This is a genomic window from Pseudidiomarina sediminum DSM 21906 (assembly GCF_000423165.1).
Classification (GTDB): Bacteria; Pseudomonadota; Gammaproteobacteria; order Enterobacterales; family Alteromonadaceae; genus Pseudidiomarina; species Pseudidiomarina sediminum.
The window spans coordinates 323,491-349,138 of record NZ_AUHL01000005.1; the positions used below are offsets into that span (position 1 = coordinate 323,491).

Below are 25,648 nucleotides of genomic sequence, written 5' to 3' on the forward strand. Positions count from 1 at the left end.
TCTCCTTACAGCTCAGCCAAGTCGACGAGATTGCCTTTGCTCTCGAGCCAATCCCGACGGTCACCGGAACGCTTCTTCGCGAGTAACATATCCATAATCTCTTCGGTCGCTGAAGGTTCATCTACAGTGAGTTGCACCAAGCGACGTGTATTCGGGTCCATGGTTGTTTCACGCAGTTGCAGCGGATTCATTTCACCCAAACCTTTAAAGCGCTGTACGTTAACCTTGCCCTTGCGCTTTTCCGCTTCGATACGGTCCAAGATCCCTTGCTTTTCGCCTTCATCTAACGCGTAAAACACTTCTTTACCCACATCGATACGATACAAGGGTGGCATCGCCACATAAACATGCCCCTGCTCCACAAGGGCTTTAAAATGGCGCACGAAGAGCGCACACAGCAAGGTTGCGATATGCAGTCCATCGGAGTCGGCATCGGCCAAAATACAGACTTTGCCGTAGCGCAACTTCTCCAAATCATCTGAATCAGGATCAACCCCAAGGGCGACGGAGATATCGTGAATTTCCTGCGAGGCGAGGATTTGATCCGATTCCACCTCCCACGTATTCAAGATTTTTCCGCGCAGTGGCATCACTGCTTGAAAGTCACGATCACGCGCTTGCTTGGCAGAGCCCCCTGCAGAATCCCCTTCCACTAAAAAGAGTTCACTACGCGATGGATCTTGGGTTGCACAATCGGTCAACTTACCTGGCAACGGTGGTCCTTGGGTAACTTTTTTCCGCACCACTTTTTTACTGGCGCGCATCCGTCGCTGCGCATTGTTAATGCACAGCTCGGCAAGCTGCTCAGCTTGCTCCGTATGCTCATTCAGCCATAAGCTAAAAGCGTCTTTGACCACGCCTGAGACAAACGCAGCGGTTTGACGTGACGATAGACGCTCTTTGGTTTGTCCAGCAAACTGCGGATCTTGCATTTTCACTGAGAGAATATGCGCGCAGCGCTCCCAAATGTCTTCTGGCGTTAAACGCACGCCGCGCGGCAACAAATTACGAAACTCACAAAACTCACGCATGGCCTCGAGTAAGCCTTGCCGCAAGCCGTTCACGTGAGTCCCACCTTGCGGGGTAGGAATAAGGTTTACATAACTTTCGGTAACACCTTCGCCACCTTCAGGAAGCCAGGTTACGGCCCAGTCAACCGCTTCTTCTTTGCCACTGAATGAACCAATAAATGGCTCTTCTGGCAAGGTTGGCAATTCTTCTACAGCCTCCACCAAGTAATCACGTAAACCATCTTCGTATTGCCAGGTCTGCTCAGTATTGTCGACATGATTCTTGAAAGTGATCTTTAATCCCGGGCAGAGTACCGCTTTGGCGCGCAGCAGGTGCGTCATTTTCAACACGGAGAATTTCGCCGAGTCAAAATAAGAGGCGTCTGGCCAGAAGCGGATCACGGTGCCGGTATTACGCTTACCAACGCTGCCAGTAATGGTTAAATCTGAAACCTTGTCACCATTTTCAAAGGCCATTTCATAGACATTACCGTCGCGTTTGACCAACACATCCACCCGTGTCGACAAAGCGTTCACCACTGAAATACCCACCCCGTGCAAACCACCAGAGAAGTTATAGCTCTTGTTGGAGAACTTACCCCCGGCGTGCAACTTGGTCATGATGAGCTCAACGCCCGGCACCCCTTCTTCAGGGTGAACGTCGACAGGCATCCCGCGGCCATCATCTTGCACCTCTAGTGACTGGTCGGCATGTAAGATCACCGTTAATTGCCGCGCGTGGCCTGCTAAGGCTTCGTCGACACTGTTATCGATGACTTCTTGACCGAGGTGGTTTGGGCGTGTGGTATCGGTATACATTCCCGGGCGGCGTCGCACCGGTTCGAGGCCATTGAGGACCTCAATCGCATCTGCTTTGTAGTCTGACATGCGCTCTTCTTTTTGGTGACAGGAATTGTAATTATCGAATGATCATATACTGTTACAGGATGAGCATAAACTCAAGCTAGTATTGTGTGACCCATCCCTTGGCACGAATGAGATCGAGCCACTCTTGTAAGAACTTATTCACTTGAAACTTTTCGTTCGGTTGATGCATTTTTGCATTCGGCTGCGGATACACAGCTGCAAGACGTTCAACATTTTGACTGCGCATCACTTCTGCCAGTTGGGCGTCATGGTACAAACGCACGTCAAGCTGAGCTTCCACCCAGCCTGGAATCGGCAGTTCCGGCAGCTGCTGTTCAATACGAATATCGGTCGTGTAAGGCGCACGATGCAAAACAGCCACCCGGAACGATAACTGCTGACCAACATGGATCAGCTTCTCACTGCCTGCTTTTACATGCGTCACCAATTTCACCAAGCTCGCATAGTTCACTGCGGCGAGGCGCTGCAGTGCGGCCAGGTCAAATTGATAGCGGTGGCGTTTCACGTCTTGAATCATAAGGCTTGGTAGCGCTCCAAATGTAATTGTAACCATTGTAGCCCAATCACGCTGGCGGCATTATTAATTTTTCCCTGCTCTAACAGCTTCACGACGTCGGTACGCGGTAGCACATGCACACGGATATCTTCATTCTCCGAAGCAAGACCACCATGACGGGCAGCTTGGCTGCTATCTACATGGGCGATATAAATCGAAATTTTTTCGGTGCAGCCGCCCGGCGTGGAAAGGTAAGTTAACGCGTAATCCATCTGCGCGCTGGTCAAGCCAGCCTCTTCGTGTAACTCGCGATGCGCGACAGCTTCGGCTGACGCATCATCCGCGTCAATCATACCCGCGACAAACTCAAGCAGCCAAGGTGAATCATCTTGCTCCAGCGCACCAATGCGAAACTGCTCCAAGACCACCAAGGCATCACGGGCCACGTCATAGGGCAATACCACCACCGCGTGCCCGCGTTCCATGACTTCTCGCTCAAATTCCGCAGACCAACCACCGGCAAACAATTTGTGCTTCAAGCGATAGCGAAATAGGCTCAAAAAACCTTTGCGGATCGAGGTTTTTTCAAGGATTTGATAATCATCGTGATTAAATTTTTGCACAAAACAACCTTTTGTTCGTTGATAACGTCATAGAGAAGTACGTAAACACCTGCCGTATTGTTTACTATGTAAACGTTAATTGGGTAGGCAGTACGCTCATAATTGGTTACATTTAAGCGATAACTCTTGCAACTCAAAGCATGATTCTCGCGGCCTATCGGAGTATGCTAGTAATCATTCAAATGTGTATGTAAACTATCACAGAACAAAATTAGCAACGGTCACTGAGCCAGACAAACTTTCACATTCAGGATTACTGAACTCATGAAAAAAAAGATTCTCTCTGCTTTAATTGGTTTTTCTTTCGCTGCAAGTAGCTCGGCCACCTATGCTGACGATCTTGCACAAATATTTCAACTTGCGCTGCAAAACGATCCAACGCTAAAACAAGCACAAGCGCAACGTGACGCGGCACAAAAGAATGTCGATATTGCGCAAGCGGATTGGTGGCCACAAGTAGGTTTTGAAGCGGGATACTCTCGTAGTCAACGCGAAACCATGAACTTCGATAGTACTGGTAGCTCGTACATGTACGACATCACCAATACGGGTTGGAATGCTGGTGTGAACTTAAGCCAAACCTTATTTAGCAAAGCGGTTTGGGAACAAACGAAAATCGCTGACAAGCAAGCTTATCAAGCTGAGGTGAACTACTTAAGCGAACGTCAAAAACTGATGGTGCGCGTGGTAAATGCTTACTTCAGCGTACTTGAGCGTTCAGACGACTTAGAATTCGCACAAGCAGAAAAGCGCGCGATTGAGCGTCAGCTTGAGCAAACCAAACAACGCTTCTCCGTAGGTTTAACGGCAATGACTGATGTGCACGAAGCACAAGCTCAGTTTGATAACGCTGTGGCACAAGAAATTCAAGCGAAGAACGCGGTAGAAATCGCCCAAGAAAGTCTGCGCGAGATCACCGGTCAATACCATCAAGAATTGGCTGAACTGGATACCAAAAACTTCTCACCAACCTCACCAGCGCCAGCGAATGCTGATGCTTGGGTGACTAACGCTGAAGACAAAAACTTGCAGCTTTTGGTACAACGCGTTGCGGTTGAGATCTCAGAACAGCAAATCATGCTCGCGCAAGCAGGCCACTATCCGAACGTTAGCTTAGACGCAGGCTACTCAACCCAAGATAGTGAGAGCGAAGTCGAAGGGATCACCTCTGACACGCCGCGTATGGATAGCTCGTCGATTGGCGTCACCGTGCGTGTTCCCCTGTTCAGTGGCTTCCGTACTACCGCGCAAACCGAACAGGCCCGTGCCAACTACGTAGCCAGCAGCCAGCAGATGGAATTCACCCGTCGTGGTGTCGAGCGTGAAGTACGTAACGCCTACTATGACGTAGTTGCAGCTATCGCAACCATTCGTGCCTTGGAGCAAGCTGTGGTTTCTGCAGAAAGTGCATTGAATGCAACCCAAACAGGTTTTGAAGTGGGTACGCGTACCATTGTCGATGTCCTCAACAGCACCCGTAACTTATTCAACGCACGTCGTAATTTATCGACTGCACGCTACAATTACATCCGTCGCTCACTGACACTGCAGCAAGCTTCAGGTAAAATCAGTGAACAGGATCTTATGGCTATCAATGCAAGTCTGATTAATTAATGAAAATTATTGAGAAACCTTCCTTTCAAGCAAGGTTTTTACTTCCTAAGTATTGGCTGACCTGGTTAGGGGTCGGCCTTCTTTATTTTATTTCTTGGCTTCCCTACAAGTGGCAACTTGCGTTAGGGCGTGGCTTAGGCCGTCTGTTTTATAAAGTCGTGCCGAAACGCGCAGAGGTCGCTCGTCGCAACCTTGAACTGTGTTTCCCCGAGCTATCGAGCGAGGCGGTCGAAACCCTCGTGAAGAAAAACATGGAAAATACCGGGATCGCTTTTTTCGAGACAGGTATGGCTTGGTGGTGGCCGAACTGGCGCATTCGGCGCAAGCTGCATGTACATGGCCTTGAACACCTGCAAACGCCACAGAACGAAGGCAAAGGCGTGTTACTCCTGTTGTTTCACTTCCTTAGCCTTGAAGTTCACGCGCGCTTACAGGGGTTCATTATTCCCGGCGTCGGCTTGTATCGACCACACAACAACGCGGTGATGGAGTTTTTACAGACGCGTGGACGTGGGCGCTCGAACAAGTACATGATTCCGCGTACTGATGTGCGCAGTATGAAGCAAGCGATTGAGCAAGGTGAAGTCGCTGGCTACTTACCAGACCAAGATTATGGTCGCCGTCGCACGGTGTTTGCTCCGTTCTTTGCGGTAGAGCAAGCCAGTACGACCACGGGGACCTTGTTATTTGCGAAAAGTAAAAAGTGTGCGGTGCTTCCAACGACGTGCTACCGTCGCGAAGATGGCACAGGTTATGACGTTACCTTTTATCCCGAATTCGAGAACTTTCCGACGGGTGACGATATCGCTGATGTGACTCGGGTCAATCAAATGGTGGAGTTTGCAATTCAGCAGCAACCTGACCAATACCTATGGGTGCACCGACGCTTCAAAACCCGTCCTAGTGAAGACGATCCAAGTTTGTACAAGCGCAGTTAATCCGACTGCGCTTGTACTCCTGCAAACCATTCCGCCCAAGCCTGTTGCACAATAGCTCGCTCCGCCTCTAACGAGCGGTGCAGTAACGACCCTTGATCATCTAACGCCAGTTGATGCAGCCATTCACGTTCTTTCACATAGACTTCTGTCAGCGCCTGAGCCTGAGCTGCCGACATAAGTTGTAGCTCGCCTGCACGCTCAAGAATACGCACATTATCGGTATACTCGGTTAATGCAGGGTAATCTGAACCAAAACGTAAAACGAGGTATTGTACTAAGAATTCAATATCGGTAATGCCACCAGCACCTTGCTTTAGATCAAAGGCAAATGGCCCTGCTTTTTGTTCATTGTGTTCCCGCATTTTTTCTCGCATATCAACCACCTGCTGCGCCAGCACATGACCGTCACGAGCTTGGCACAACTGCTGCTGGCGAAGTTTTTGAAAAGCCTGACACAAGGCCGCATCGCCAAATACCGGGCGGGCACGGACGAGTGCTTGTAGTTCCCATGTCCATGCATCTTCCGCCAAATAGCTGGCGTAGGTCGACAACCGTGACACCAACAGGCCTGCTTTGCCTGAAGGACGCAAGCGCATATCTATGTCATACAAAGTGCCAATCAGTGTTCGGGTCGTGAACAAATGCAAAATGCGTTGCGCTAAGCGCAAATAAAACTGCTGTACCTCAAGCGGTTTTGGGCCGTCCGTTTCGCCTTGGTAGTCACTGTCGGTAATAAACACCAGGTCCAAATCGGAGCTATAACTCAGTTCCAAGCCACCGAGTTTGCCATAGGCAATCACAGCGAAGCCGGTATCTTCCAATGAACGCCCCGGCGGACAGCCATGACGTTTAGCTAAGTGTTGCCACGCCAAACGCACTACCGCAGCAATCACCGCTTCGGCGAGATAGCTCAAATGATCGCTCACTTTCATCAAAGGGAGTCCGCCACTGATATCAGCTGCGGCAATTTTTAACTGGCACGACTGGCGCGCTTGCCGAAGCGCATTCATTTGCGCTTCTAAGTCTTCTTCCTGTTCTGGGATCCGGATCAGATACTCGGCAAGAATCGCAGGATATTCAGACAAGGCTGGAAGCTCGTACAAGTGCCGAGGGTCGATCAGCTCATCAAGTAAAATCGGATATTTCGCAAGGTGTTGAGACAGCCACGAACTGGCGCGACAAAGCTTAATCAGTTGCTCTCGGGCACCACTATTTTCAACCAAAAGCTCAACATACGCGGTTCGACTCATGATCGCCCGCAGCACGGTAAACACCCGCTCTAGCACTACTTCCGCATCGGCAAGCTGCAAGCTGCGTTGCAATAGCAGCGGAACCAGTTTGGCCATGGCTTTACGGCCACGCGGACCGCTACCGCGCTTGCTGGTTTCTTGGCGTAGGGTTTCAATATGTCCCCATACCAACTGCGCGCGCTGCTTATCCAAGCCAAACTCGTTTAAGACATCGAGCGCGGTGTCCTCTTCAACCATGTCTTGCCACAACAACGGCAAGGGGCCATTGTGCTCTTCATCCGCTTCGTCGTTGCCAATCACGCCGTTGAAATGTTGGTGAACCTTAGCCATCGCCTGTTGAATACGCTGTTCCAACTGCGGCCAATCGAGCTGAAAAATAGCCGCCAATCGCGCCCGCTTGTGCGGGTCTTCCGGCAGCGTCTGAGTTTGCTCGTCGTTTAACTCTTGCAAACCATGCTCAACCCGGCGCAACCACTCGTAACTCTGTAAGAGCTCCTTAACCACCGTTTTAGGCAGCAAGTCTTCAGCGGCGATGACCTCATAAGCCTCATACAATGACACCGTTTGCAATTGTCGCTGTTGGCCGCCACGAATCAGCTGAAAGGTTTGCGCGATAAACTCAATCTCACGAATGCCGCCGGGGCCAAGCTTAATATTATTGCGGACACCCTGGCGCAGTGTTTCTTGGCGAATCAAGGCTTTCATTTTGCGTAATGCATCAATGGCAGAAAAGTCGATGTAACGGCGATAAACAAAAGGTCTAAGTAGTTGGCGAAGCTGTTGCTGATAATTCTCGCTGCCGCCTATCAAGCGCGCCTTTACCATCGCATAGCGCTCCCAATCACGCCCTTGTTGCTGATAGTAATACTCTAATGCTGCTAGGCTAGTGACCACAGGCCCTGATTGGCCAAAAGGTCGTAAACGCAAATCGACACGAAATACTTGGCCATCGCCAGTAACCGTATCCAATAGGTTTACTAGAGCTTGCACGAGACGCGTGAAAAACACATCGGTTTCGAGAGGACGCCGCGGGTGATCCGTTTCCCCACGCTCGGGATAGCAAAAAATAAGATCAATATCCGAAGAGAAATTCAGCTCGCGCCCACCGAGTTTACCCATGCCAATGATCAACAACGGCTGGGCTTGCTGCGCACTATCTCGCGGCGTGCCATAACGCTCACAGAAACGTGGATACAGCCAATCGCGCGCCGCCGTAATACAAGCATCGGCTGCCGCAGAAACGTGCGTTAACATGTCTTTTAGCGATAACTGGCCAAGAATATCGGCTGCCGCCAACGTCGCAAACCAACGCTTGCGATAGCGTCGCAAAATACGCTGCGCGTCAGTATCTTGGTGGGCGTCTGCAAGAGCTTGCTGAAGCTGTGCTAAGTATGCGCTGCTAGGGTCAACATGGACCTGACCGTCGGCGTCAAAACGCAGTGCTTCAGCGTCGTTGTTCACGACCTCAGCGACAAAGTGGCTGATTTCGCAGACCTGCTTTAATGCGGCATCCTGTGGCATCTTAATTAACCCAATAAGGCTCTTGCTTCAGCGCTGCTTTACGCGAATGTTTCAACGCATACAGTAGCGACTCAAGCTGAACGGTTTGCCAGTTCAACAAGCGCTCCAACTGACTATCCTCGTGATCTTTAATTGCTTCTCTGAGTAGCTTCAGCGCCATAATTTCACGAATGCCACGTACCATGTCCTGCCATGGCGCACGGAACGCTTCCCGATGTTCGGCATCGAATAGATAGCCGACACAGTAGCCAAGCTGCAGCGAGCCTTGCAGTAACGGCAATTGCTTCAAATAATACTCGGGCTTCAGCTCACCGTCTTTGGTGAAGGCATCAACCACATTTTGCCAGTCTTCACGCAAGCGTTGACTGGCCCACTGCTTTAAGGGCAACTCGGCCAATTGCTGATGGCGCGGCTGTTCCTGACATAAAGCGCCAAGCTCCAACAAGGTCAGTTGATAATCATCACGAATACTTAAACTTTGCACCAACTCAAGCTGCACCGCATGCTCTTGTTGCTCTAAAATTGCTTCGTATAATTTCGGATAGGCTTTCAACGCACGATGGTATGCACCGTCTTCGGCGGTAAGTTCTGTCAAGCCATCATAGCGGCTCAACCAGCCCAAATGCCCTAACATTTGCTCTAAGCGCATAACGTGATCGCTGACATCAATTTCGAGCAAGGCGAGCTGCTGTAGCACCACCTTACTTAAACGAATGCCATCGGTAATTCCCGCCACAGCGCGAACGCTTGGGTTTTCACTCAGACAGGCGTCATTGTGCTGCCAATATTGCAACGCATAGGTGAGCGCGCGGTACAGTCCGGCACCAACATCGTCTTGTGGTTGCTGCGGTACAAAATGAGCATGGGTGAAGGGTTCAAGCACACTTTTACCAGCCGCTAAATAGCCTCGTGCAGCTTTACTCAAGGTTCCCATGCGCGCGTTCAAGCGCGTGATAAAACGTCTGGCAAGACGATACGCATCTTGCATATCACCTTGTTGTACCTCAATTTCAACCTCAGCAATTGCACGTGTTTCATCGCCCGCTTGAATCGTGCCAAGGTCAAATACCAGCTCAATTTGTCCGTCACCACTTGGCAAATACCAACGATGACGCGTAAAGTCTGTGGCAAAGATTTCTTCGAGATCACGATTAATATCAAAGAGTGGGAAATCATCCGGCCAAATCGACTCTTCAAACAAGGTCAGATCCGGGTGATCTTGATGGGTCACAGCATTGTATTCGGGTCGGCTGTGCATACCACCGAGCACCTCACCAGCCAGTTTAATGGTCTGCTCTCGGTGCTCACCGCGCTGTCGAATTCGCAGCCCCATATCGTGTTGACGCAAGCGCAAATCGGCGGTGTCGAAATAACGGTTGGTCAATTCCAATACCGTGCACTCAGCGCCTTTCGCAAGGCTCTCACACAGGGCAATGACTTGCTCGGGCGCAACGCCATCCACCAATAACTTGATCTCAACTTCCTGGCTCACAAAAACTCTCATTTTGGCTGCTTTTTTATATCTTTCTACGGTACTCGCAGGCACCAAATTGGTCAACATAAATGGGCTTGACAACGCTGTGCAAAAATCGCACCGTGGACGCCAAAAAAAAGTTCTAAAAAAAAGCGACGAACGAGGCTTTACGCGCAGTAAAAAAACAATATACTGGCGCCCAAATTATGTCCCCTCCAGCCAAAGGCTGAGTCCTACAGGAGATGCTATGTTCAAAGCCAGTGAAGTACTTCAGGCTCAGTATACCAGCGCCGATTTAGGCAAGTTACAGCGTGCCATCACCGACAACTACATTGTCGATGAGAACGCGTACCTCGCAGAGCTGATGCAACTGGTCCCTAGTGACAGTGACACTATCGCTCAGGTTACTCACCGCTCTGCTGAGTTAGTTAAAGCCGTGCGCGAGAATGCCGATGGTGGCGGTGTCGACGCCTTCTTACAAGAATACAGTCTTGATACCAAAGAAGGCATTATCCTTATGTGTCTTGCCGAAGCCTTGTTGCGGATTCCTGATAGCTACACCGCAGACGCACTGATCCAAGACCGTCTGTCTGGAGGTGATTGGCAAAAACATATGGGGCAAAGCGCCTCATGGTTAGTCAACTCAGGAACTTGGGGCTTAGCCTTAACCAACTCCATGATTAACCCTACCGGCCAGCCGATGGAAACGCCACGGGGTACCTTCCGTCGTTTGACCCGCCGTTTGGGCATGCCCGTTGTGCGTAAAGCGACCTATACCGCCATGCGTATTATGGGCAAGCAGTTCGTTTTGGGCCGTACCATTCAAGAAGCGTTGAAGAATAGCCGTGCCAATCGCGAACTCGGTTACACCCACTCATACGATATGTTGGGTGAAGCAGCACTGACGATGGCGGATGCACGTCGTTATCACGCTGACTACGTCAACTCGATTAAGATTGTTGCGCAAGAGAACTTCAATAACCCGAACGCGCCGCGTCCGACCATTTCAATCAAGCTCTCTGCGCTTCATCCGCGTTATGAAACCGCCAATCATGAGCGCGTACTCACTGAGTTAGCACAAAGCTTGACGGAATTGGTGAAGTTAGCCAAAGAAGCCGACGTCGGTGTAACCATTGATGCCGAAGAAGCTGACCGTCTTGAGCTATCGTTGGAGCTATTCGAAAAAGTCTACCGTAGCGGTGTGTGTAAAGGTTGGCCACGTTTCGGCTTGGTCGTTCAGGCATACTCGAAGCGCGCCCTGCCGGTGTTGTGCTGGGTGACCGCCCTCGCTCATGAGTGCGGCGATGAAATTCCAGTACGTTTGGTCAAGGGCGCCTACTGGGACACCGAAATCAAACTTTGCCAAGTGAATGGCTTAACGGGCTACCCGGTATTTACCCGTAAAGCGAATACTGATGTCAGCTACCTCGCTTGTGCACGCTATCTTTTATCCGATGGTGTTAAAGGTGCTATCTATCCGCAGTTTGCTACACATAACGCACAAACCGTGGTCAGCATTCTTGAGATGAACAAAGCCCATCAGCGTCGCATTGAGTTCCAGCGTTTGCACGGTATGGGCGATGACCTTTACGATACGCTGCTGAAAGAAGATCCAAACACCACCGTACGTATTTATGCACCGGTCGGTGCCCATAAAGATTTACTGCCTTACTTGGTCCGTCGCCTGTTGGAAAATGGTGCGAACACATCGTTCGTACATAAGCTCGTTGATCCGGCCACACCTGTAGAAGAGCTGATTCAGCACCCGCTCAACACGATGGCGAACTACCCAGAGTATGCCAACAGCAAAATTCCTTTACCGACGCATATTTTCAGCGATCGCAAGAACTCGTTAGGATTGAACATGAATATTCACTCGCAAGCAGATGACTTTATCGCCGCAGTACAACAGTACAGTGATAAACAATGGCAAGGCGCGCCAATCGTTAATGGCGACGTTATCACAGATGCGCACCATCAGGTCAGTATCAACAGCCCGCAAGCAACTCAGCACCAAATTGGTAGTATTTGTTGGGGTGATAAAGCATTAGCAGAGCAGGCGCTCAATTCAGCCAACGCAGCCTACCGTCGCTGGCGTGACACTGATGTGGAAGTACGCGCGAAAGCATTAGAGAAGTTTGCTGACTTGATGGAAGCGAACATCGAAGAACTTATCGCACTTTGTACCCTCGAGGCAGGCAAAAGCTTGCAAGACGGCATTGACGAGGTTCGCGAAGCTGTTGATTTCTGTCGCTACTATGCGGTTGAAGCGCGCAAGTTGATGGCTGACGGCACAACCTTGCCAGGGCCAACAGGCGAAACCAACGAATTGTTCGTGCAAGGCCGTGGCACCTTTATTTGTATCAGCCCTTGGAACTTCCCATTAGCGATTTTCACCGGCCAAGTGGTTGCAGCTTTGGTCACTGGTAACTGTGTTATTGCTAAACCAGCAGAACAAACTGGCTTGGTCGCTTTCCGCGCCATTCAGTTGATGCTCGAAGCTGGTATCCCTGGCGATGTTCTGCACTTCATGCCTGGCAGTGGTGCAGAAGTTGGCTCCTTCTTGGTCAGTCAAGAAGACATCGGCGGGGTGTGCTTTACCGGTTCAACCTATACCGCACAGTCGATCAACCGTGCCTTGGCTGCACGTACAGGCGCTATTGTACCGCTGATTGCGGAGACCGGCGGCCAAAACGCCATGCTTATCGACTCCACCGCACTGCCAGAGCAAGCCGTTACAGATATCGTCGCCAGCGCCTTTAAGAGCGCCGGTCAACGCTGTTCAGCGTTGCGCGTACTGTTCGTCCAAGACGACATCGCCGAGCGCGTGATCGACTTGTTGAAAGGTGCAATGGCAGAACTTAAAGTTGGCGACCCTATGCTGCATGAAACCGACGTAGGTCCTGTTATCGATGGCGTTGCCAAAAGTAACCTTGAGCAGCACGTCAATGATATCTTACAAGCAGGTCGTTTGATTGCGCGTGCACCAATGCCGGATTACACCAACGGCGGTACCTTCGTCGCACCAACGGCGATTGAAATCGACAACATCAACCAGCTGGTGAAAGAGAACTTTGGCCCTATCTTGCACGTGATTCGTTACAGTACAGATAAGCTTGATGAAGTGGTCGCGAGCATTAACGCAACTGGTTTTGGTTTGACCTTCGGAATTCACAGTCGGAACGAAACTTTCGCCGCTGATATTGCCCGTCGTATCGACGTCGGTAACGTCTACATTAACCGCAACCAAATTGGTGCTGTGGTTGGCGTGCAGCCATTTGGTGGCCGCGGCATGTCAGGCACTGGACCTAAAGCAGGTGGACCACACTACCTCACCCGCTTTATTACTGAGAAAACGCGCACCAACAACATTACTGCTGTTGGTGGCAACGCAACCCTACTTTCACTGGGCGATTAAAAATCGCCCAGCTCGTGTAGGTACAACGACTGGCTGCCGTCTTCGATGGCGGCGGCCAAGCTTTCCACTCGCGGTAACAACCGCGCCATGTAAAACTTCGCAGTTTTCACTTTGCTCGCTAAGTATGGGCGCTCTGACAGCAACGGCTGTGCCGTTTTCGCCATACGTAACCATAAATAACCGTAGGTGACGTAGCCGAGCAGGTGCAAGTACTCCACCGCAACACTATTGATCACATTCTCGTCACCACTACCAACCTGCGTTAACACCAGTTCGGTAACTTGGGTGACACGCTTCACCGCAGCGCCAAGCTGTTCATACTCTTTTGCCAACTCGGCTTCTGGCGCTGCAAGTAACGCTTGAATATCCTCTAACAGTGGCGTTAACAATTGGCCACGCGAGCCTGCGACTTTACGACCGAGCAGATCAAGTGCCTGAATACCATTGGTACCTTCGTAAATCTGAGCAATACGACAGTCACGTACTAACTGCTCTTGGCCCCATTCACGAACAAAGCCATGACCACCGAGCACCTGTTGGCCGAGCACCGTCGCTTCAAAGCCGGTATCGGTAAGGAAGGCTTTGGCGATTGGCGTTAGCAAAGCAACCAGCGCTTCAGCGCGTGCTTTCTCTTCGGCATCTTCACTGTACTTGGCCGTATCAAGCTGCTGTCCCACGTAGGTCGAAAACGCACGACCGCCTTCGACAAAAGCTTTCATGGTTAACAGCATACGACGAACATCACCGTGCACAATCAACGCATCAGCTTCTTTCGTCATATCGCGGGTCGCCTTAGCTCCCCGACCTTGAATACGGTCTTGTGCATATTCAAGCGCCGTCTGATACGAGCGCGCGGCGGCGCCTAAACCTTGAATACCAACCCCAAGACGTTCGTAGTTCATCATGGTAAACATTGCTGGGAGTCCTTGGTGTGGTTCACCGATCAACCAGCCCTTGGCACCGTCAAAGTTCATCACGCAGGTCGCTGACGCATGAATGCCCATCTTGTGCTCAATCGAGCCACAGCTGACGCCGTTACGCTCGCCAAGTGAGCCATCTGCATTAGGAATAAACTTCGGCACTAAGAATAAGCTAATGCCTTTGCTGCCTGCCGGAGCGTCAGGTAACTTTGCTAATACCAAGTGGACGATATTTTCGACCAAGTCGTGCTCACCACCGGTAATAAATATTTTTGTACCGCTAATCGCAAAAGAACCATCTTCTTGTGGGATGGCTTTACTGCGGATAATTCCTAAATCGGTGCCCGCATGCGGCTCAGTCAAACACATGGTGCCGGTCCATTCACCCGCCGTCATGCGAGGTAAATACAGCTCTTTTAACTCATCACTGGCGTACGCATCTAAAGCGATGATAGCTCCCGCAGTTAGGCCGGGGTACAACGAAAAAGAAATATCAGCGGCGCAGAGCATTTCTTCGTATTGGGCGGAAACGACTTTTGGTAGGCCCATGCCGCCAAACTCAGGGTTCGCGGTTACACCGACCCAGCCGCCTGCGGCGAGTTGTTGAAAATGCTCTTTGTAGTTGGCTGGCGTGGTGACTTCACCATCGTTGAAGTGCACACCTTCTTCATCAGCAGCGCGAGCGTTCGGCGCCAATAAAGTTTCGGCAAGCTTCGCGGCTTCGTCAATAATGGCGGTCGCCATTTCCATATCGACATCAGCTAGCGCAGGATAACGCGCCCAGTCTTGATCGACCTTAAACACATCTTGCAGCAAAAACTGCATGTCTTCGCGAGGAACTCGATAATCCGCCATAACCACCTCTTTAAAAATCAAACAGTGAATTTAAACAGGTGTTTTAATATCAACTTCTAGCTAGTTTGTCCAGTCTTCCAACGCAGGTTGCTGGAAGGCTTGGTTGCCAACCGCGAGCACAACATGATTCGGCGCAATGGTCAGTACTTGCACATTTTGCCAGCTATCCCCCTGCCGCAAGCGTTGATTATTAAACGTAATAAAACGATCGCGCTCACGTGAGGAATACTGATGAGCGTCATAACTAAAGCTTGGAACGCGTTGCTGCAAACTCACGGGTAAGGCGCCTAACCGAGGCAGTACGGAGCTTGAAGAAGACGGTGTACGGGTTTCTCCCGCCCCTGACGTTAAGGCCACGGCTTCTTCAAAGGCAGCCAGTAAGTCTGGCGAGACTTGGTTTAAATCAACCGCTTGATTGCGTTCTAATGCGGGGGCTTCGGCAAAATTCGACGTCACTGGTGGTACAGCAGGTTGCTCCTGTACCGGAGTCGGGGTTGGCTGCTGCACTTCCGGTAAACTCACTACGCGTACAGGCTCTGGCGTTCCTAATTGAAATTCAGCCGCTGTCGGAGTCTGCTGTACTGGCGTGGTCTGTGTAGGCGCAGACGAAGTCGGTACCGCTAACCACACCGCAACGCCACCTATGGCGACGGCCAAAGGTACAGTAACGACCAGCCACCAAGCATTCGAGCGACCTTTGGTCGGTTGTACAGGATCCAAATGAATTGCTTGATGTTGTGGTGCAAAATCGGCTTGCTGCTGACGTAACGCTTTTAACACTGACGACATTTAATTGCCCTCCTCGGCGGTAGCTAAACGAGGACCAATTGTGGTTGCGTGACTTGTTAACCAAGCCAAGGTCACTCCATCGAGCTCACCACTTATGGGTAAACCATGCCGTTCCTGTAGCGCTTGTGCTAAGGCATTCAAGTCATCCGCTGCCGCGGTCGTACTTTGATACTCCGCCAACTGTGTTTGCAGCCAACGCTGGTAGGTTTTGCTGTCACTGAGTTGATACCCTGGAGGGTGTGGCCAAATGGCCCAGAATTCACCGGTCCAATCACTCGCAGGTTGTTCCGTACTAGCACCGACAAACTGCCAACGACCATCGCTCAGTTTAAGTAAAACAGGCAAGTTCAAGGCTTGGATCCGATCAAACCGCAGTTGTCCTTGTACACAGCCCAGTTGATACTCACCCAACCAGTCACAAAGCTCACGCGTTCTCGGAGGTTGCGGCAACTGCCAAGCGCGCACCAATTGTTGCATGGCTTGAGGCTGCTGAGGCGTTACCGCCGCCTGTTGCGCTTGCGTCGCCGTCACCTGCGATTGTGGCCAAAGCAACCAACTCGTCACCGCCACACTCACCACTAGCGCCAGCGCGGTGACTGCCACCAGCGGGAAACTGCGACCTTGGGTCTGTCCTGAAGCGCCGACTTCACCAAGTTCAGCCGCGGCTCGGCGAATTTGCGCTTTGCTTACCGTCTGTACTTGGTCGTTATATGCCGCCAAGAGCGCCCGGTCGCATAACAGGTTTAATCGCCGCGGGATCCCTTCACTCAATTGGTGGACCAAGCGCACTGCGCCATCATCAAACAAGGCGCGTTGTGCCCCAGCCACTTGCAATCGATAATTAATGTACCGTGCGGTGTCACTAGCCTGTAACGGCAACAGGTGATAGCGCGCGGTAATACGTTGCGCTAATTGCCGCAATTCACGACGACGAAGTAAATCTTGCAGCTCAGGCTGACCGATTAAGATCACCCGCAGTAATTTGTTTTGGTTGGTTTCAAGGTTGGTCAATAAACGCAACTGCTCCAGCACTTGTGGTTTGAGGTGCTGGGCTTCATCAATCAACACGACACACTGTTCTCCCTCAGCGTGTGCAGCGAGCAGAAACGCCGACAACTTATCCGTTAAGGTCTTATTGGTCATGCTGCGTTTCGCGTAGCGAATGCCGAATTCATCACATAAGGTCGCCAACAACTCAGTTTCATTGAGCATCGGATTCAAAATGAAGGCTGTGCGCGTTTGTTCTGGCAGTTGATCGAGCAACGCCCGTGACACAGTGGTTTTTCCGGTACCTACTTCGCCCGTCAATAAGATAAAACCACCACTACCTTGCAAGCCGTAACTCAGGTGCGCTAGGGCTTCTTGATGGCGCTCGCTCATGAACAAAAAATGTGGGTCCGGAGCAATCGAAAAGGGTTCGGTTTGTAAGCCAAAGTAATTTAAATACATAGCGTTATGTCGTTCACCAACCTAAAGTCAACCTTCAGTGTAACGATTGACTTGCATCAGGGCTAGTCATTAGCGATGATCAACGCAACTTTAACGGGAGTCAAACGTGGAAATCTACTTAGTTGGCGGTGCGGTGCGTGACAAATTACTCGGCAAAACGGTGCACGAGCGAGACTACGTGGTGGTCGGAGCGTCGCCTGCAGAGCTGACTAAGCTGGGCTACCGTCAAGTTGGTAAAGACTTTCCGGTGTTTCTCCATCCGACAACCAATGAAGAATACGCGTTAGCGCGCACCGAACGAAAAGCCGGCGTTGGTTACACCGGTTTTGCCATTGATGCAGCCCCCACCGTTACCCTTGAGCAAGACTTATTACGACGCGATTTGACGATTAATGCTATTGCCGAACGCGAAGATGGTAGCTTGGTTGATCCCTACCACGGGTTGCGTGACCTTGAAGCCCGGGTGTTGCGTCATGTATCTGAGGCGTTTGTCGAAGACCCTTTAAGAGTTTTACGGGTTGCGCGCTTTGCCGCTCGCTTTGCCGAGGACGGCTTTACGGTAGCGCCGGAAACCCTCGCTTTAATGCGAGCCATCAGTGCTGGCGGCGAGCTTAGTACACTCGCCGCTGAGCGGGTCTGGCAAGAAACGCGCAAAGCCTTTGCCACAGCCGCGCCGATCACTTACTTACGTACGCTGCAACAAGCCCACGCGCTACAACCTTGGTTGCTGGAGTTCAACGATAGCGCGTTGCTCGACCGGCTAGAACAGCGTCTTAGCGGCTTATGTCCAACGGAACCTATGTTGGCCTATGCCTGTTGCGTCGGAGAGCTTGACGCAACTGCGGGACAAGCCTTGGCGACACGTTTGCGGGTACCTAATGAGTGGGAATATATGGCAGAGCTCGCACGGCACTGTCACTATCAGAATCTCCCCACAACCAATGCTGAGCAATGGATGCAATGCATCCAGCGGGCGGATGGCTGGCGCCGGCCAGAGCGCATTGATTATCTATTGCAGATTTGGCGCCAGCAAGGACAATCACAACAACAGGGAGAACAGTTTGTCGCCGCCTACCAGGCAGCTAAAGCAGTAAATGCACGGGAACTGATTGCCGCAGCGAAAGCGCGCGGTGAACAACTGCATGGTCCCGCCGTAGGCGACGCCGTCGACGTCGCTCGTCTTGCGGCCATCACTGCGCAGTTAGATGAACCACACCAGTAACACAACACCAAGCAACAAACGATAGAGCACAAATGGCAACATGCCCATGCGCTCGATGACTTGTAAGAACACTTTGATGCAGAGATACGCAGCAACAAAGGAAACCACCATCCCCGTCAAGACGGGTGCCCACGCCACAGCTTCGGCTTGCTGACTTAGTTGCAGACCTTTATAGCCACCGGCTAAGGTAATCACCGGAATCGACAGGAGAAATGAAAAGCGCGCTGCATCCGTGCGTTTAAGCCCTAACAACAACCCAGCAGTAATCGTGATACCGGAACGCGACGTACCTGGAATTAAAGCGACCGCTTGCGCAATACCAATCAACATCACTTGCCGCAATGACAAAGCTTCAATTGAAGCGGTCTCGCTTGCACGTTTATCTGCGTACCATAGTAGCCCACCAAAAATCAGTGTCGTCGTGGCGATGACCAGTGCCGAACGACCGTAATTTTCTAACAGGTCATTGCCGAATAAACCAGCGAGTCCTGCGGGCACTGTGGCCCATATGATAAACCACGCCAGTCGACTTGCGGGATTATGCTGCCCTTTGAAACTGCCAAGCCAACTCACCAGCAGCTCAGCGACTTGCTGGCGATAATAAAACACCACAGCAGCTAAGGTCCCCACATGCACAGCGACATCAAATGCAAGCCCTTGGTCTTGCCAGCCAAGCAGCTGAGAAGGCAAAATCAGATGCGCAGAACTGGAAATTGGCAGAAACTCAGTGAGTCCTTGAATCAACGCGAGGATAATAGCTTCAACAGTCGACACTGTGTACGTCCTTGTTTCTAAGGGGTTTGCAGGTATGGTAAGGCTTCAAAGACGAATTCTAGCGGTTTTAACCGCTGCTCGCAACGGTAGTTTTGCCAAAGTTGCGCAAAGGTTTGCCCCTGCACTGGATGGACGAAGGTCGGTGCTAGTTCAGCTAGAGGCCAAAGCACAAAAGCATTCTCTAGCACCTCAGTCCGCGGCAACACAATCGGCTGTTCACAGACCAGATCGGCGTAGAGCAGCACATCAATATCCAGGGTGCGAGGGCTGTACTTAGGTGCACTCGATGGGTGACCATGTTCGCGTTCAATCGTTTTACAGGCGGCAACCAGATCCGCCACCGACACATCGGTCTCAATGGCGACCACAGTATTGTAAAAGTCATGCCCGTCGAAACCTATCGCGGCACTTTCAAAGACTCGAGCCACCCGTATCGGGTGCTCTGCTGACGCAAAGCGCGCATGCAACGCTCGAATACCAGCACCAATATGATGGGTTCGCCGACGGTTACTTCCCAAACCTAAGTAGGCCGTCTGCATCTTAGGGTCGGCTTCGCTCAATCTGAACTCCAACGGTGGTCGCTATGGTTAATGCTTGCGGCTTTTCAACCCGCACACATACTCGCGTGACTGAAAACTCAGTGAGAATCAATTGCGCGACTTCTTCAGCAACCGTTTCAATCAACTGTCTCGGACGCGCTTCTACCAGCTGTTTCACAGCCTGACTCAGGGCATCGTAATCCAGCGCATCAGCAATCGCATCAGATGCTGCCGCAGCCCGTTGGTCCCAGTCCATTTCGAGATCAAATAACAAAGGTTGTCGTTGTTCGTGTTCCCACTCATAAACCCCAATCAAGGCATCGGTACGTAAACCGGTTACAAAAACTTTGTCCATTGTCGCTCACTTTTGTTGTCAGCATAGCTATTTTATCGCAAAGCGCTTATGCTAAGTGCTTTACACTTGAATGAAAAGCGCACCGGAAAAGAAACCTTATGGGTGGATTAATTGTTCTCGCCATTGTTGTTGCCTACCTGTTTGGCTCAATCAGTAGTGCAGTCCTTATCTGCAAACTGTTTGGCCTCCCAGATCCGCGACACACCGGCTCGAATAATCCAGGCGCCACCAACGTCTATCGTCTCGGCGGCAAAATTCCCGCCATTCTGACCTTATTCTTCGATGTCTTGAAAGGCATGATCCCAGTCTGGGGCTCTTACTTTCTCGATATCCCACCACTCTTTCTCGGCTTAATTGCCGTGGCAGCCTGTATTGGCCATATTTTCCCGCTGTATTTTCATTTTCGTGGCGGCAAAGCCGTCGCTACAGCACTTGGCGCGATGTTTCCCGTGGCATGGGAAATGGCTTTATTACTTATCTTCACTTGGTTGGTGGTCTTCAGGATCAGCAGAGTTTCATCCCTAGCGGCAATTATTACCGTCTCGCTTGCGCCGTTTTACGCCTATTGGATCAAGCCTCAATACACAGTTCCAGTAATCATGATTTCTGCCCTGATCATTTGGCGCCATCAATCGAATATTTCGCGACTACGCAGTGGCGACGAACAACGCATTCGTCGCAATAGTTAACGCCACTTACGATAAGGCTTGAAGTTGTTCTAACGGCCACCGCGGATAAGTTTTAATGCGTTCATCAACTGACTCACCTGCCAATAAACGCTGTGCCCCCGCATAAGCAATCATTGCACCATTATCGGTACAGAACTCCGAGCGCGGAAAATAAACACGGCCATTAATTTGTGTCGCAAACGCCTGCAGTTGCTGTCGTAATGCTTGGTTGGCACTTACCCCACCGGCCACGACCAAACGTTTCAACCCTGTTTGTTTTAACGCCCGCCGACATTTAATCAATAAAGTATCGACCACAGCGTCTTGGAAAGCACAGGCAATGTCAGCACGGGTTTGTGGATCACTGTCTGCCGCTGCGATGGTATTTGCTGCAAAGGTTTTCAATCCACTAAAGCTGAAGTCCAAACCTGGACGATCCGTCATGGGACGTGGGAATTGATAGCGACCACTGCGACCTTCTGCAGCCATTGCCGCTAAACGAGGGCCGCCTGGATAATCAAGCCCCATGAGTTTGGCGGTTTTATCAAACGCCTCACCGGCGGCATCATCGACAGATTCACCGAGTAGCGTGTATTGACCGATGCCATCCACCTGTACCAGCTGGGTATGACCGCCCGAAACCAGCAAGGCGACAAAGGGGAACTGCGGCGCATCTTCTTCCAGCATTGGTGCTAACAAGTGCCCTTCCATATGGTGCACAGCGACCGCTGGAACTTGCCAGCCAAGCGCCAAACTGCGCCCCACACAGGCGCCGACTAAAAGCGCCCCAACTAAGCCGGGCCCAGCTGTGTAGGCGATGCCATCGATGTCGGCCGAGGTCAATTTTGCTTGCTGCAGGGCTGCTTGAATTAAAGGTAAGGTTTTTCGCACGTGGTCACGCGAGGCCAACTCCGGGACAACCCCGCCGTAATCCGCGTGCAACTTCACTTGCGAGTAGAGTTGGTGCGCCAACAAGCCCTGCTCGGTATCATAAATAGCGATACCCGTCTCATCACACGACGTTTCGATTCCTAATACACGCATAAACCCTACCCGACTCCTCACAACATAACAGGGACGCTAGTTTAATCGAACTCAATCGAGATCAACAGTCACACCTTTCAATGGACCATCTTCATCACGTCCCATATCACCGCTCAACTTAATGCGTAGACGTAAATCATTTGGAGCATCAGCATGCCGCAAGGCATCCTCAAACGAAATCTTACGTGCTTTGTATAGGTCGAATAAGGCTTGGTCAAAGGTTTGCATGCCAAGCTCTCGCGATTTAGCCATGATCTCTTTGATTTCGCCCATATCGCTGGTGGCAATTTTCTCTGCCACAATCGGGCTATTGAGTAACACCTCAATTGCCGCAACACGTCCACCATCGGTGGTTGGTACCAATTGTTGTGCGACAATACCGCGTAGGTTCAACGACAAATCAAACATGAGTTTGCCAATTTTTTCTTTTGGCACCATATGCATGATCCGCTCAATCGCTTGGTTGGCGTTGTTGGCGTGCAAGGTCGCGACACATAAATGGCCCGTTTCCGCAAAGGTAAGTGCGTACTCCATCACCTCTTGCGAGCGGATCTCACCCACCAAAATCACATCTGGAGCCTGTCGCAATGAGCTTTTTAGCGCTGCTTCAAAGCTCTCAGTGTCGGTGCCTACTTCACGCTGAGTAACCATCGACTGTCCATGTTCATGGACAAACTCTACCGGATCTTCAATGGTCAAAATATGTCCGCGCGAATGCTGATTCCGATAACCAATAAGCGCTGCCAAACTGGTCGATTTACCCGTTCCGGTACCACCGACGACCAGCATCAAACCGCGTTTTGCCATAATAAGTTTCGTCAATACGTCAGGCAGCTTTAGCTCTTCCACGGTTGGAATTTCAGTGACAATACGGCGAATCACCATGCCGGCGCGTTGACGCTGCCAAAAGACACTGACACGAAAACGGCCAATACCTTCACGAAAAATGGCAAAGTTCGCTTCGCGCTCCTGCATAAATTCATCAAGGTGCTTTTTACCGAGTGCTTCTTTAACTAAATCGAGCGCCCCTTCATCGGTCAGCCGTTGCTCGGTAATATGGCGTAGCTCACCATTAATTTTAAGGCTTGGAGGTAAGTTCGCCGAAATGAACAAATCCGACGCCTGCTTATCAATCATTACTTGTAATAGTTTATCGAGCAGCATGCCGCTAACCCTCCTTCGCCGTTACTTAAAGGTTTCTTTGTTGGACGCTTTGCCACGCGCCTCAAGACGCGAAATCAAACCTTGGTTAAGTAGGTTCAATAAACCTTGATCAAGGGTTTGCATACCATGCGCTGCACCGGTTTGGATAGATGAATACATCTGCGCGACTTTGTCCTCACGAATGAGGTTTTTAATTGCTGGTGTCGCGATCATAATTTCATGGGCGGCAACACGACCACCACCGACACGTTTTAGTAGGGCCTGAGAAATAACTGCACGCAAGGACTCAGATAGCATTGAACGCACCATAGGTTTTTCATCCCCTGGAAAGACATCGATAATACGGTCAATGGTTTTCGGCGCTGACGTGGTGTGCAAGGTGCCAAACACTAAGTGACCCGTTTCAGCGGCCGTCATCGCCAAACGAATGGTTTCTAAGTCACGCATCTCACCGACCAGAATCACATCAGGATCTTCACGAAGCGCCGAACGCAAAGCGTTGTTAAAGCTATGGGTATCTCGGTGAACTTCACGTTGGTTGATCAAGCTCAGTTTATTTTTATGAACGAATTCGATCGGATCTTCGATGGTTAGAATATGGTGATGCTTACTTTCGTTGATAAAGTCCACCATCGCCGCCAACGTCGTTGATTTACCAGAACCTGTTGGCCCGGTCACCAAGACTAAACCGCGCGGTTGGTCAGCAATGGTTTTAAAAATCTCAGGAGCCCCCAGCTGCTCAAGCGTTAACACATCACTTGGGATGGTCCGCAGCACTGCACCACAGCCACGGTTTTGCACGAATACATTCACTCGGAAACGGGCCAGATCAGGTACTTCAAACGAGAAATCACACTCTAGGTTTTGTTCGTATTCCTTGCGTTGACGGTCATTCATAATGTCATAAACCAGCTCTTGCACTTGTTTATGCGTTAACGCTGGAATATTGATTTTACGAACGTCCCCATCTACTCGTATCATAGGGGGCGAATCAGCCGAAAGATGTAAGTCAGAAGAGTTATGTTTGACGGCAAAGCTAAGTAACTCTGTAATATCCATACTTGATCTCTTATTGTTATTGGTGAGCCGTTACCCGATGAATAGCATAAATACGCGTTTCACAGAAGTCAGCAACAGCATTCAGACAGCGTGTCAACAGTGCAATCGTAGCCCAGAATCGGTGCAATTGTTAGCTGTCAGTAAGACGAAACCTGCAACTGCCATTCGTGAGCTCTATCACCTTGGCCAGCGTGACTTTGGTGAAAACTACTTGCAAGAAGCTTTAAGCAAGCAACAAGAGCTCGCCGATTTGCCCGATCTCGTCTGGCATTTTATTGGTCCTATCCAGTCCAATAAAACCCGTGATATCGCGCAATCTTTTCAATGGGTTCACAGTCTGGACCGCGAGAAAGTCGCACGGCGTTTGAGTGAGCAACGACCTGCCCACCTACCGCCTTTAAACGTACTCATCCAAGTGAACATTGATGATGAGCAGAGTAAGTCAGGGGTTCACCCGGATGCGATTGCCGCCTTAGCGGACTTCATCGTCCAACAGCCCCAGCTGCAATTACGTGGTCTCATGACCATTCCTGCGGCGCAAGTAAGTGATCAACAACAGCAGCAGAGCTTGCAAGCCATGCAACGGTTGTTTTCTCAGCTTGCGTCCCAATATTCTACCGTAGATACACTTTCTATGGGTATGTCGAATGACCTGACCGAAGCCATCGCTGCTGGCTCAACGCTGGTGCGTATCGGTACAGCCTTATTTGGTGCCCGCACGACCTAACAACAAGGAGTAACAAATGACCAACCAGCCTCGCAACATCGCATTTATCGGCGCCGGAAATATGACGCAGAGTATTGTCGGAGGCATGGTAGCCAGTGGTTACCCAAGCAATCAGATTTGGGTCAGCAACCCAAGCCCAGCCAAGCTGGAGAAGTTGGCGCATGAACTTAACGTGCATACCAGCCATGACAATGCCGAAGTTGCCAAACACGCAGATGTCATCGTGCTGGCTGTGAAGCCGCAATTGATGGCTGACGTCTGCGCCGCATTACGCAACGAAGTTGCCGATTTGGCCGATAAACTGATCGTCACCATTGCCGCTGGTATCCGTATCGAAAAATACCGCGACTATCTTGGCGCCAACATTCGCATGATTCGGGTGATGCCAAATACCCCATCTTTGGTCGGTAAAGGTATGTCGGGGCTCGTCGCTGATGATCGCGTGAGTGATGACGATAAAGCTTACATCACTGAAGCTTTTGATGGCGTAGGAGCGACCTTATGGGTGGCCGATGAAGACGAGCTTGATATTCTTGGTGCAGTGGCAGGCAGTGGCCCTGCCTACTTCTTTGAATTCATGGCGAGCCTACAAAAAGCTGCCGTTGGACTTGGTTTTGATCGTGAAAAAGCGCGCGCTATGGTACAACAGACAGCATTAGGTGCTGCCGAAATGGCCATCGCCAGTGATTTAGAGCTCGAAGACTTACGGAAACAGGTCACGAGTAAAGGTGGCTCTACAGCTAAGGGCATTGAACAATATCAGGCTTACGATATTGATAAAATTTCAGACGATGCCGTCAAGGCTGCGGTGCAACGCAACCAAGAAATGGCAAAACTCTTTTAAGGTAACG

Annotated in this window: 20 protein-coding genes and 1 pseudogene; 7 read left to right on the forward strand and 14 right to left on the reverse strand. The window is 50.8% G+C overall.

Annotated elements, in window-relative coordinates; genetic code table 11:
* Window positions 1-5: 5 nt before the first annotated feature.
* The 3 genes from parE to G535_RS0101475 form a co-directional block, all read right to left on the reverse strand.
* A complete protein-coding gene (parE, locus tag G535_RS0101465; RefSeq protein ID WP_026860440.1) occupies window positions 6-1,898 on the reverse strand; it encodes a DNA topoisomerase IV subunit B in 1,893 nt (630 codons plus the stop codon).
* 76 nt (window positions 1,899-1,974) lie between these two features.
* Window positions 1,975-2,415: a DUF1249 domain-containing protein gene (locus G535_RS12610; RefSeq protein ID WP_034727190.1), complete on the reverse strand. Its 441-nt coding sequence runs from the start codon at window positions 2,413-2,415 to the stop codon at window positions 1,975-1,977.
* Window positions 2,412-3,017, reverse strand: coding sequence for an NUDIX domain-containing protein (locus G535_RS0101475; protein ID WP_026860441.1), 606 nt, complete (start codon window positions 3,015-3,017; stop codon window positions 2,412-2,414). The genes G535_RS12610 and G535_RS0101475 overlap by 4 nt, the downstream gene beginning before the upstream one ends.
* A gap of 264 nt (window positions 3,018-3,281) precedes the next feature.
* Here G535_RS0101475 and tolC point away from each other — a divergent pair, with 264 nt between their 5' ends.
* Window positions 3,282-4,631 carry an outer membrane channel protein TolC gene (gene tolC / locus G535_RS0101480; RefSeq protein ID WP_026860442.1) on the forward strand — a complete coding sequence of 450 codons (1,350 nt, stop codon included), beginning with the start codon at window positions 3,282-3,284 and terminating at the stop codon, window positions 4,629-4,631.
* A 5-nt stretch (window positions 4,632-4,636) separates the two neighbouring features.
* Window positions 4,637-5,569, forward strand: coding sequence for an LpxL/LpxP family Kdo(2)-lipid IV(A) lauroyl/palmitoleoyl acyltransferase (lpxL, locus tag G535_RS0101485; RefSeq protein WP_026860443.1), 933 nt, complete (start codon window positions 4,637-4,639; stop codon window positions 5,567-5,569).
* Here the strand turns inward: lpxL and glnE are convergent.
* Window positions 5,566-8,325 (reverse strand): annotated as a pseudogene (gene glnE, locus G535_RS12615) (bifunctional [glutamate--ammonia ligase]-adenylyl-L-tyrosine phosphorylase/[glutamate--ammonia-ligase] adenylyltransferase); the annotation flags it as partial. The gene lpxL and the pseudogene glnE overlap by 4 nt on opposite strands.
* Before the next feature lie 16 nt (window positions 8,326-8,341).
* Window positions 8,342-9,832: a CYTH domain-containing protein gene (locus tag G535_RS0101495; RefSeq protein ID WP_026860444.1), complete on the reverse strand. Its 1,491-nt coding sequence runs from the start codon at window positions 9,830-9,832 to the stop codon at window positions 8,342-8,344.
* A gap of 229 nt (window positions 9,833-10,061) precedes the next feature.
* Between G535_RS0101495 and putA the strand changes: the two genes are divergently transcribed.
* Entirely contained in the window at window positions 10,062-13,232 is a 3,171-nt protein-coding gene (gene putA / locus G535_RS0101500) for a bifunctional proline dehydrogenase/L-glutamate gamma-semialdehyde dehydrogenase PutA (protein WP_026860445.1), read from the forward strand.
* Here putA and G535_RS0101505 read toward each other — a convergent pair.
* From G535_RS0101505 to G535_RS0101515, 3 genes are read right to left on the reverse strand one after another with little or no spacing between them, the layout of a single operon-like run.
* Entirely contained in the window at window positions 13,229-15,007 is a 1,779-nt protein-coding gene (locus G535_RS0101505; RefSeq protein ID WP_026860446.1) for an acyl-CoA dehydrogenase C-terminal domain-containing protein, read from the reverse strand. The two genes, putA and G535_RS0101505, sit on opposite strands and share 4 nt — an antisense overlap.
* A gap of 60 nt (window positions 15,008-15,067) precedes the next feature.
* Window positions 15,068-15,796, reverse strand: a complete 729-nt coding sequence (locus G535_RS13755; protein WP_051206884.1) for a general secretion pathway protein GspB — start codon at window positions 15,794-15,796, stop codon at window positions 15,068-15,070.
* Entirely contained in the window at window positions 15,797-17,245 is a 1,449-nt protein-coding gene (locus G535_RS0101515) for an ExeA family protein (RefSeq protein WP_026860447.1), read from the reverse strand.
* Window positions 17,246-17,351: 106 nt separating this feature from the next.
* Between G535_RS0101515 and G535_RS14335 the strand changes: the two genes are divergently transcribed.
* Entirely contained in the window at window positions 17,352-18,467 is a 1,116-nt protein-coding gene (locus tag G535_RS14335; protein WP_026860448.1) for a tRNA nucleotidyltransferase/poly(A) polymerase-related protein, read from the forward strand.
* Here the strand turns inward: G535_RS14335 and G535_RS0101525 are convergent.
* Genes G535_RS0101525 through folB form a run of 3 tightly spaced genes read right to left on the reverse strand, consistent with a single transcriptional unit; the run spans window position 18,447 to window position 20,135 of the window.
* On the reverse strand, window positions 18,447-19,241 hold the full coding sequence (locus G535_RS0101525) for an undecaprenyl-diphosphate phosphatase (protein ID WP_026860449.1): 795 nt from the start codon (window positions 19,239-19,241) through the stop codon (window positions 18,447-18,449). The two genes, G535_RS14335 and G535_RS0101525, sit on opposite strands and share 21 nt — an antisense overlap.
* Before the next feature lie 17 nt (window positions 19,242-19,258).
* Window positions 19,259-19,801 (reverse strand): 2-amino-4-hydroxy-6-hydroxymethyldihydropteridine diphosphokinase, encoded by a 543-nt coding sequence (folK, locus tag G535_RS0101530; protein WP_241970469.1) that lies wholly within the window; start codon window positions 19,799-19,801, stop codon window positions 19,259-19,261.
* Entirely contained in the window at window positions 19,782-20,135 is a 354-nt protein-coding gene (folB, locus tag G535_RS0101535; protein ID WP_026860451.1) for a dihydroneopterin aldolase, read from the reverse strand. Before folB ends, folK begins: the two co-directional genes overlap by 20 nt.
* A gap of 98 nt (window positions 20,136-20,233) precedes the next feature.
* On the opposite strand from folB, the gene plsY reads away from it, so the two are divergent.
* Window positions 20,234-20,824, forward strand: coding sequence for a glycerol-3-phosphate 1-O-acyltransferase PlsY (gene plsY, locus G535_RS0101540; RefSeq protein WP_026860452.1), 591 nt, complete (start codon window positions 20,234-20,236; stop codon window positions 20,822-20,824).
* Window positions 20,825-20,830: 6 nt separating this feature from the next.
* On the opposite strand, the gene tsaD is transcribed toward plsY, so the two are convergent.
* From tsaD to G535_RS0101555, 3 genes are read right to left on the reverse strand one after another with little or no spacing between them, the layout of a single operon-like run.
* Window positions 20,831-21,847, reverse strand: a complete 1,017-nt coding sequence (tsaD, locus tag G535_RS0101545) for a tRNA (adenosine(37)-N6)-threonylcarbamoyltransferase complex transferase subunit TsaD (protein ID WP_026860453.1) — start codon at window positions 21,845-21,847, stop codon at window positions 20,831-20,833.
* 51 nt (window positions 21,848-21,898) lie between these two features.
* Window positions 21,899-23,011, reverse strand: coding sequence for a PilT/PilU family type 4a pilus ATPase (locus G535_RS0101550; protein ID WP_026860454.1), 1,113 nt, complete (start codon window positions 23,009-23,011; stop codon window positions 21,899-21,901).
* Between the two features lie 21 nt (window positions 23,012-23,032).
* Window positions 23,033-24,070 (reverse strand): type IV pilus twitching motility protein PilT, encoded by a 1,038-nt coding sequence (locus G535_RS0101555; RefSeq protein ID WP_026860455.1) that lies wholly within the window; start codon window positions 24,068-24,070, stop codon window positions 23,033-23,035.
* Window positions 24,071-24,107: 37 nt separating this feature from the next.
* Between G535_RS0101555 and G535_RS0101560 the strand changes: the two genes are divergently transcribed.
* Window positions 24,108-24,797 carry a YggS family pyridoxal phosphate-dependent enzyme gene (locus G535_RS0101560; protein WP_026860456.1) on the forward strand — a complete coding sequence of 230 codons (690 nt, stop codon included), beginning with the start codon at window positions 24,108-24,110 and terminating at the stop codon, window positions 24,795-24,797.
* A gap of 16 nt (window positions 24,798-24,813) precedes the next feature.
* Complete coding sequence (gene proC / locus G535_RS0101565; RefSeq protein WP_026860457.1) at window positions 24,814-25,641, forward strand: pyrroline-5-carboxylate reductase; 828 nt, start codon at window positions 24,814-24,816, stop codon at window positions 25,639-25,641.
* Window positions 25,642-25,648 lie beyond the last annotated feature (7 nt).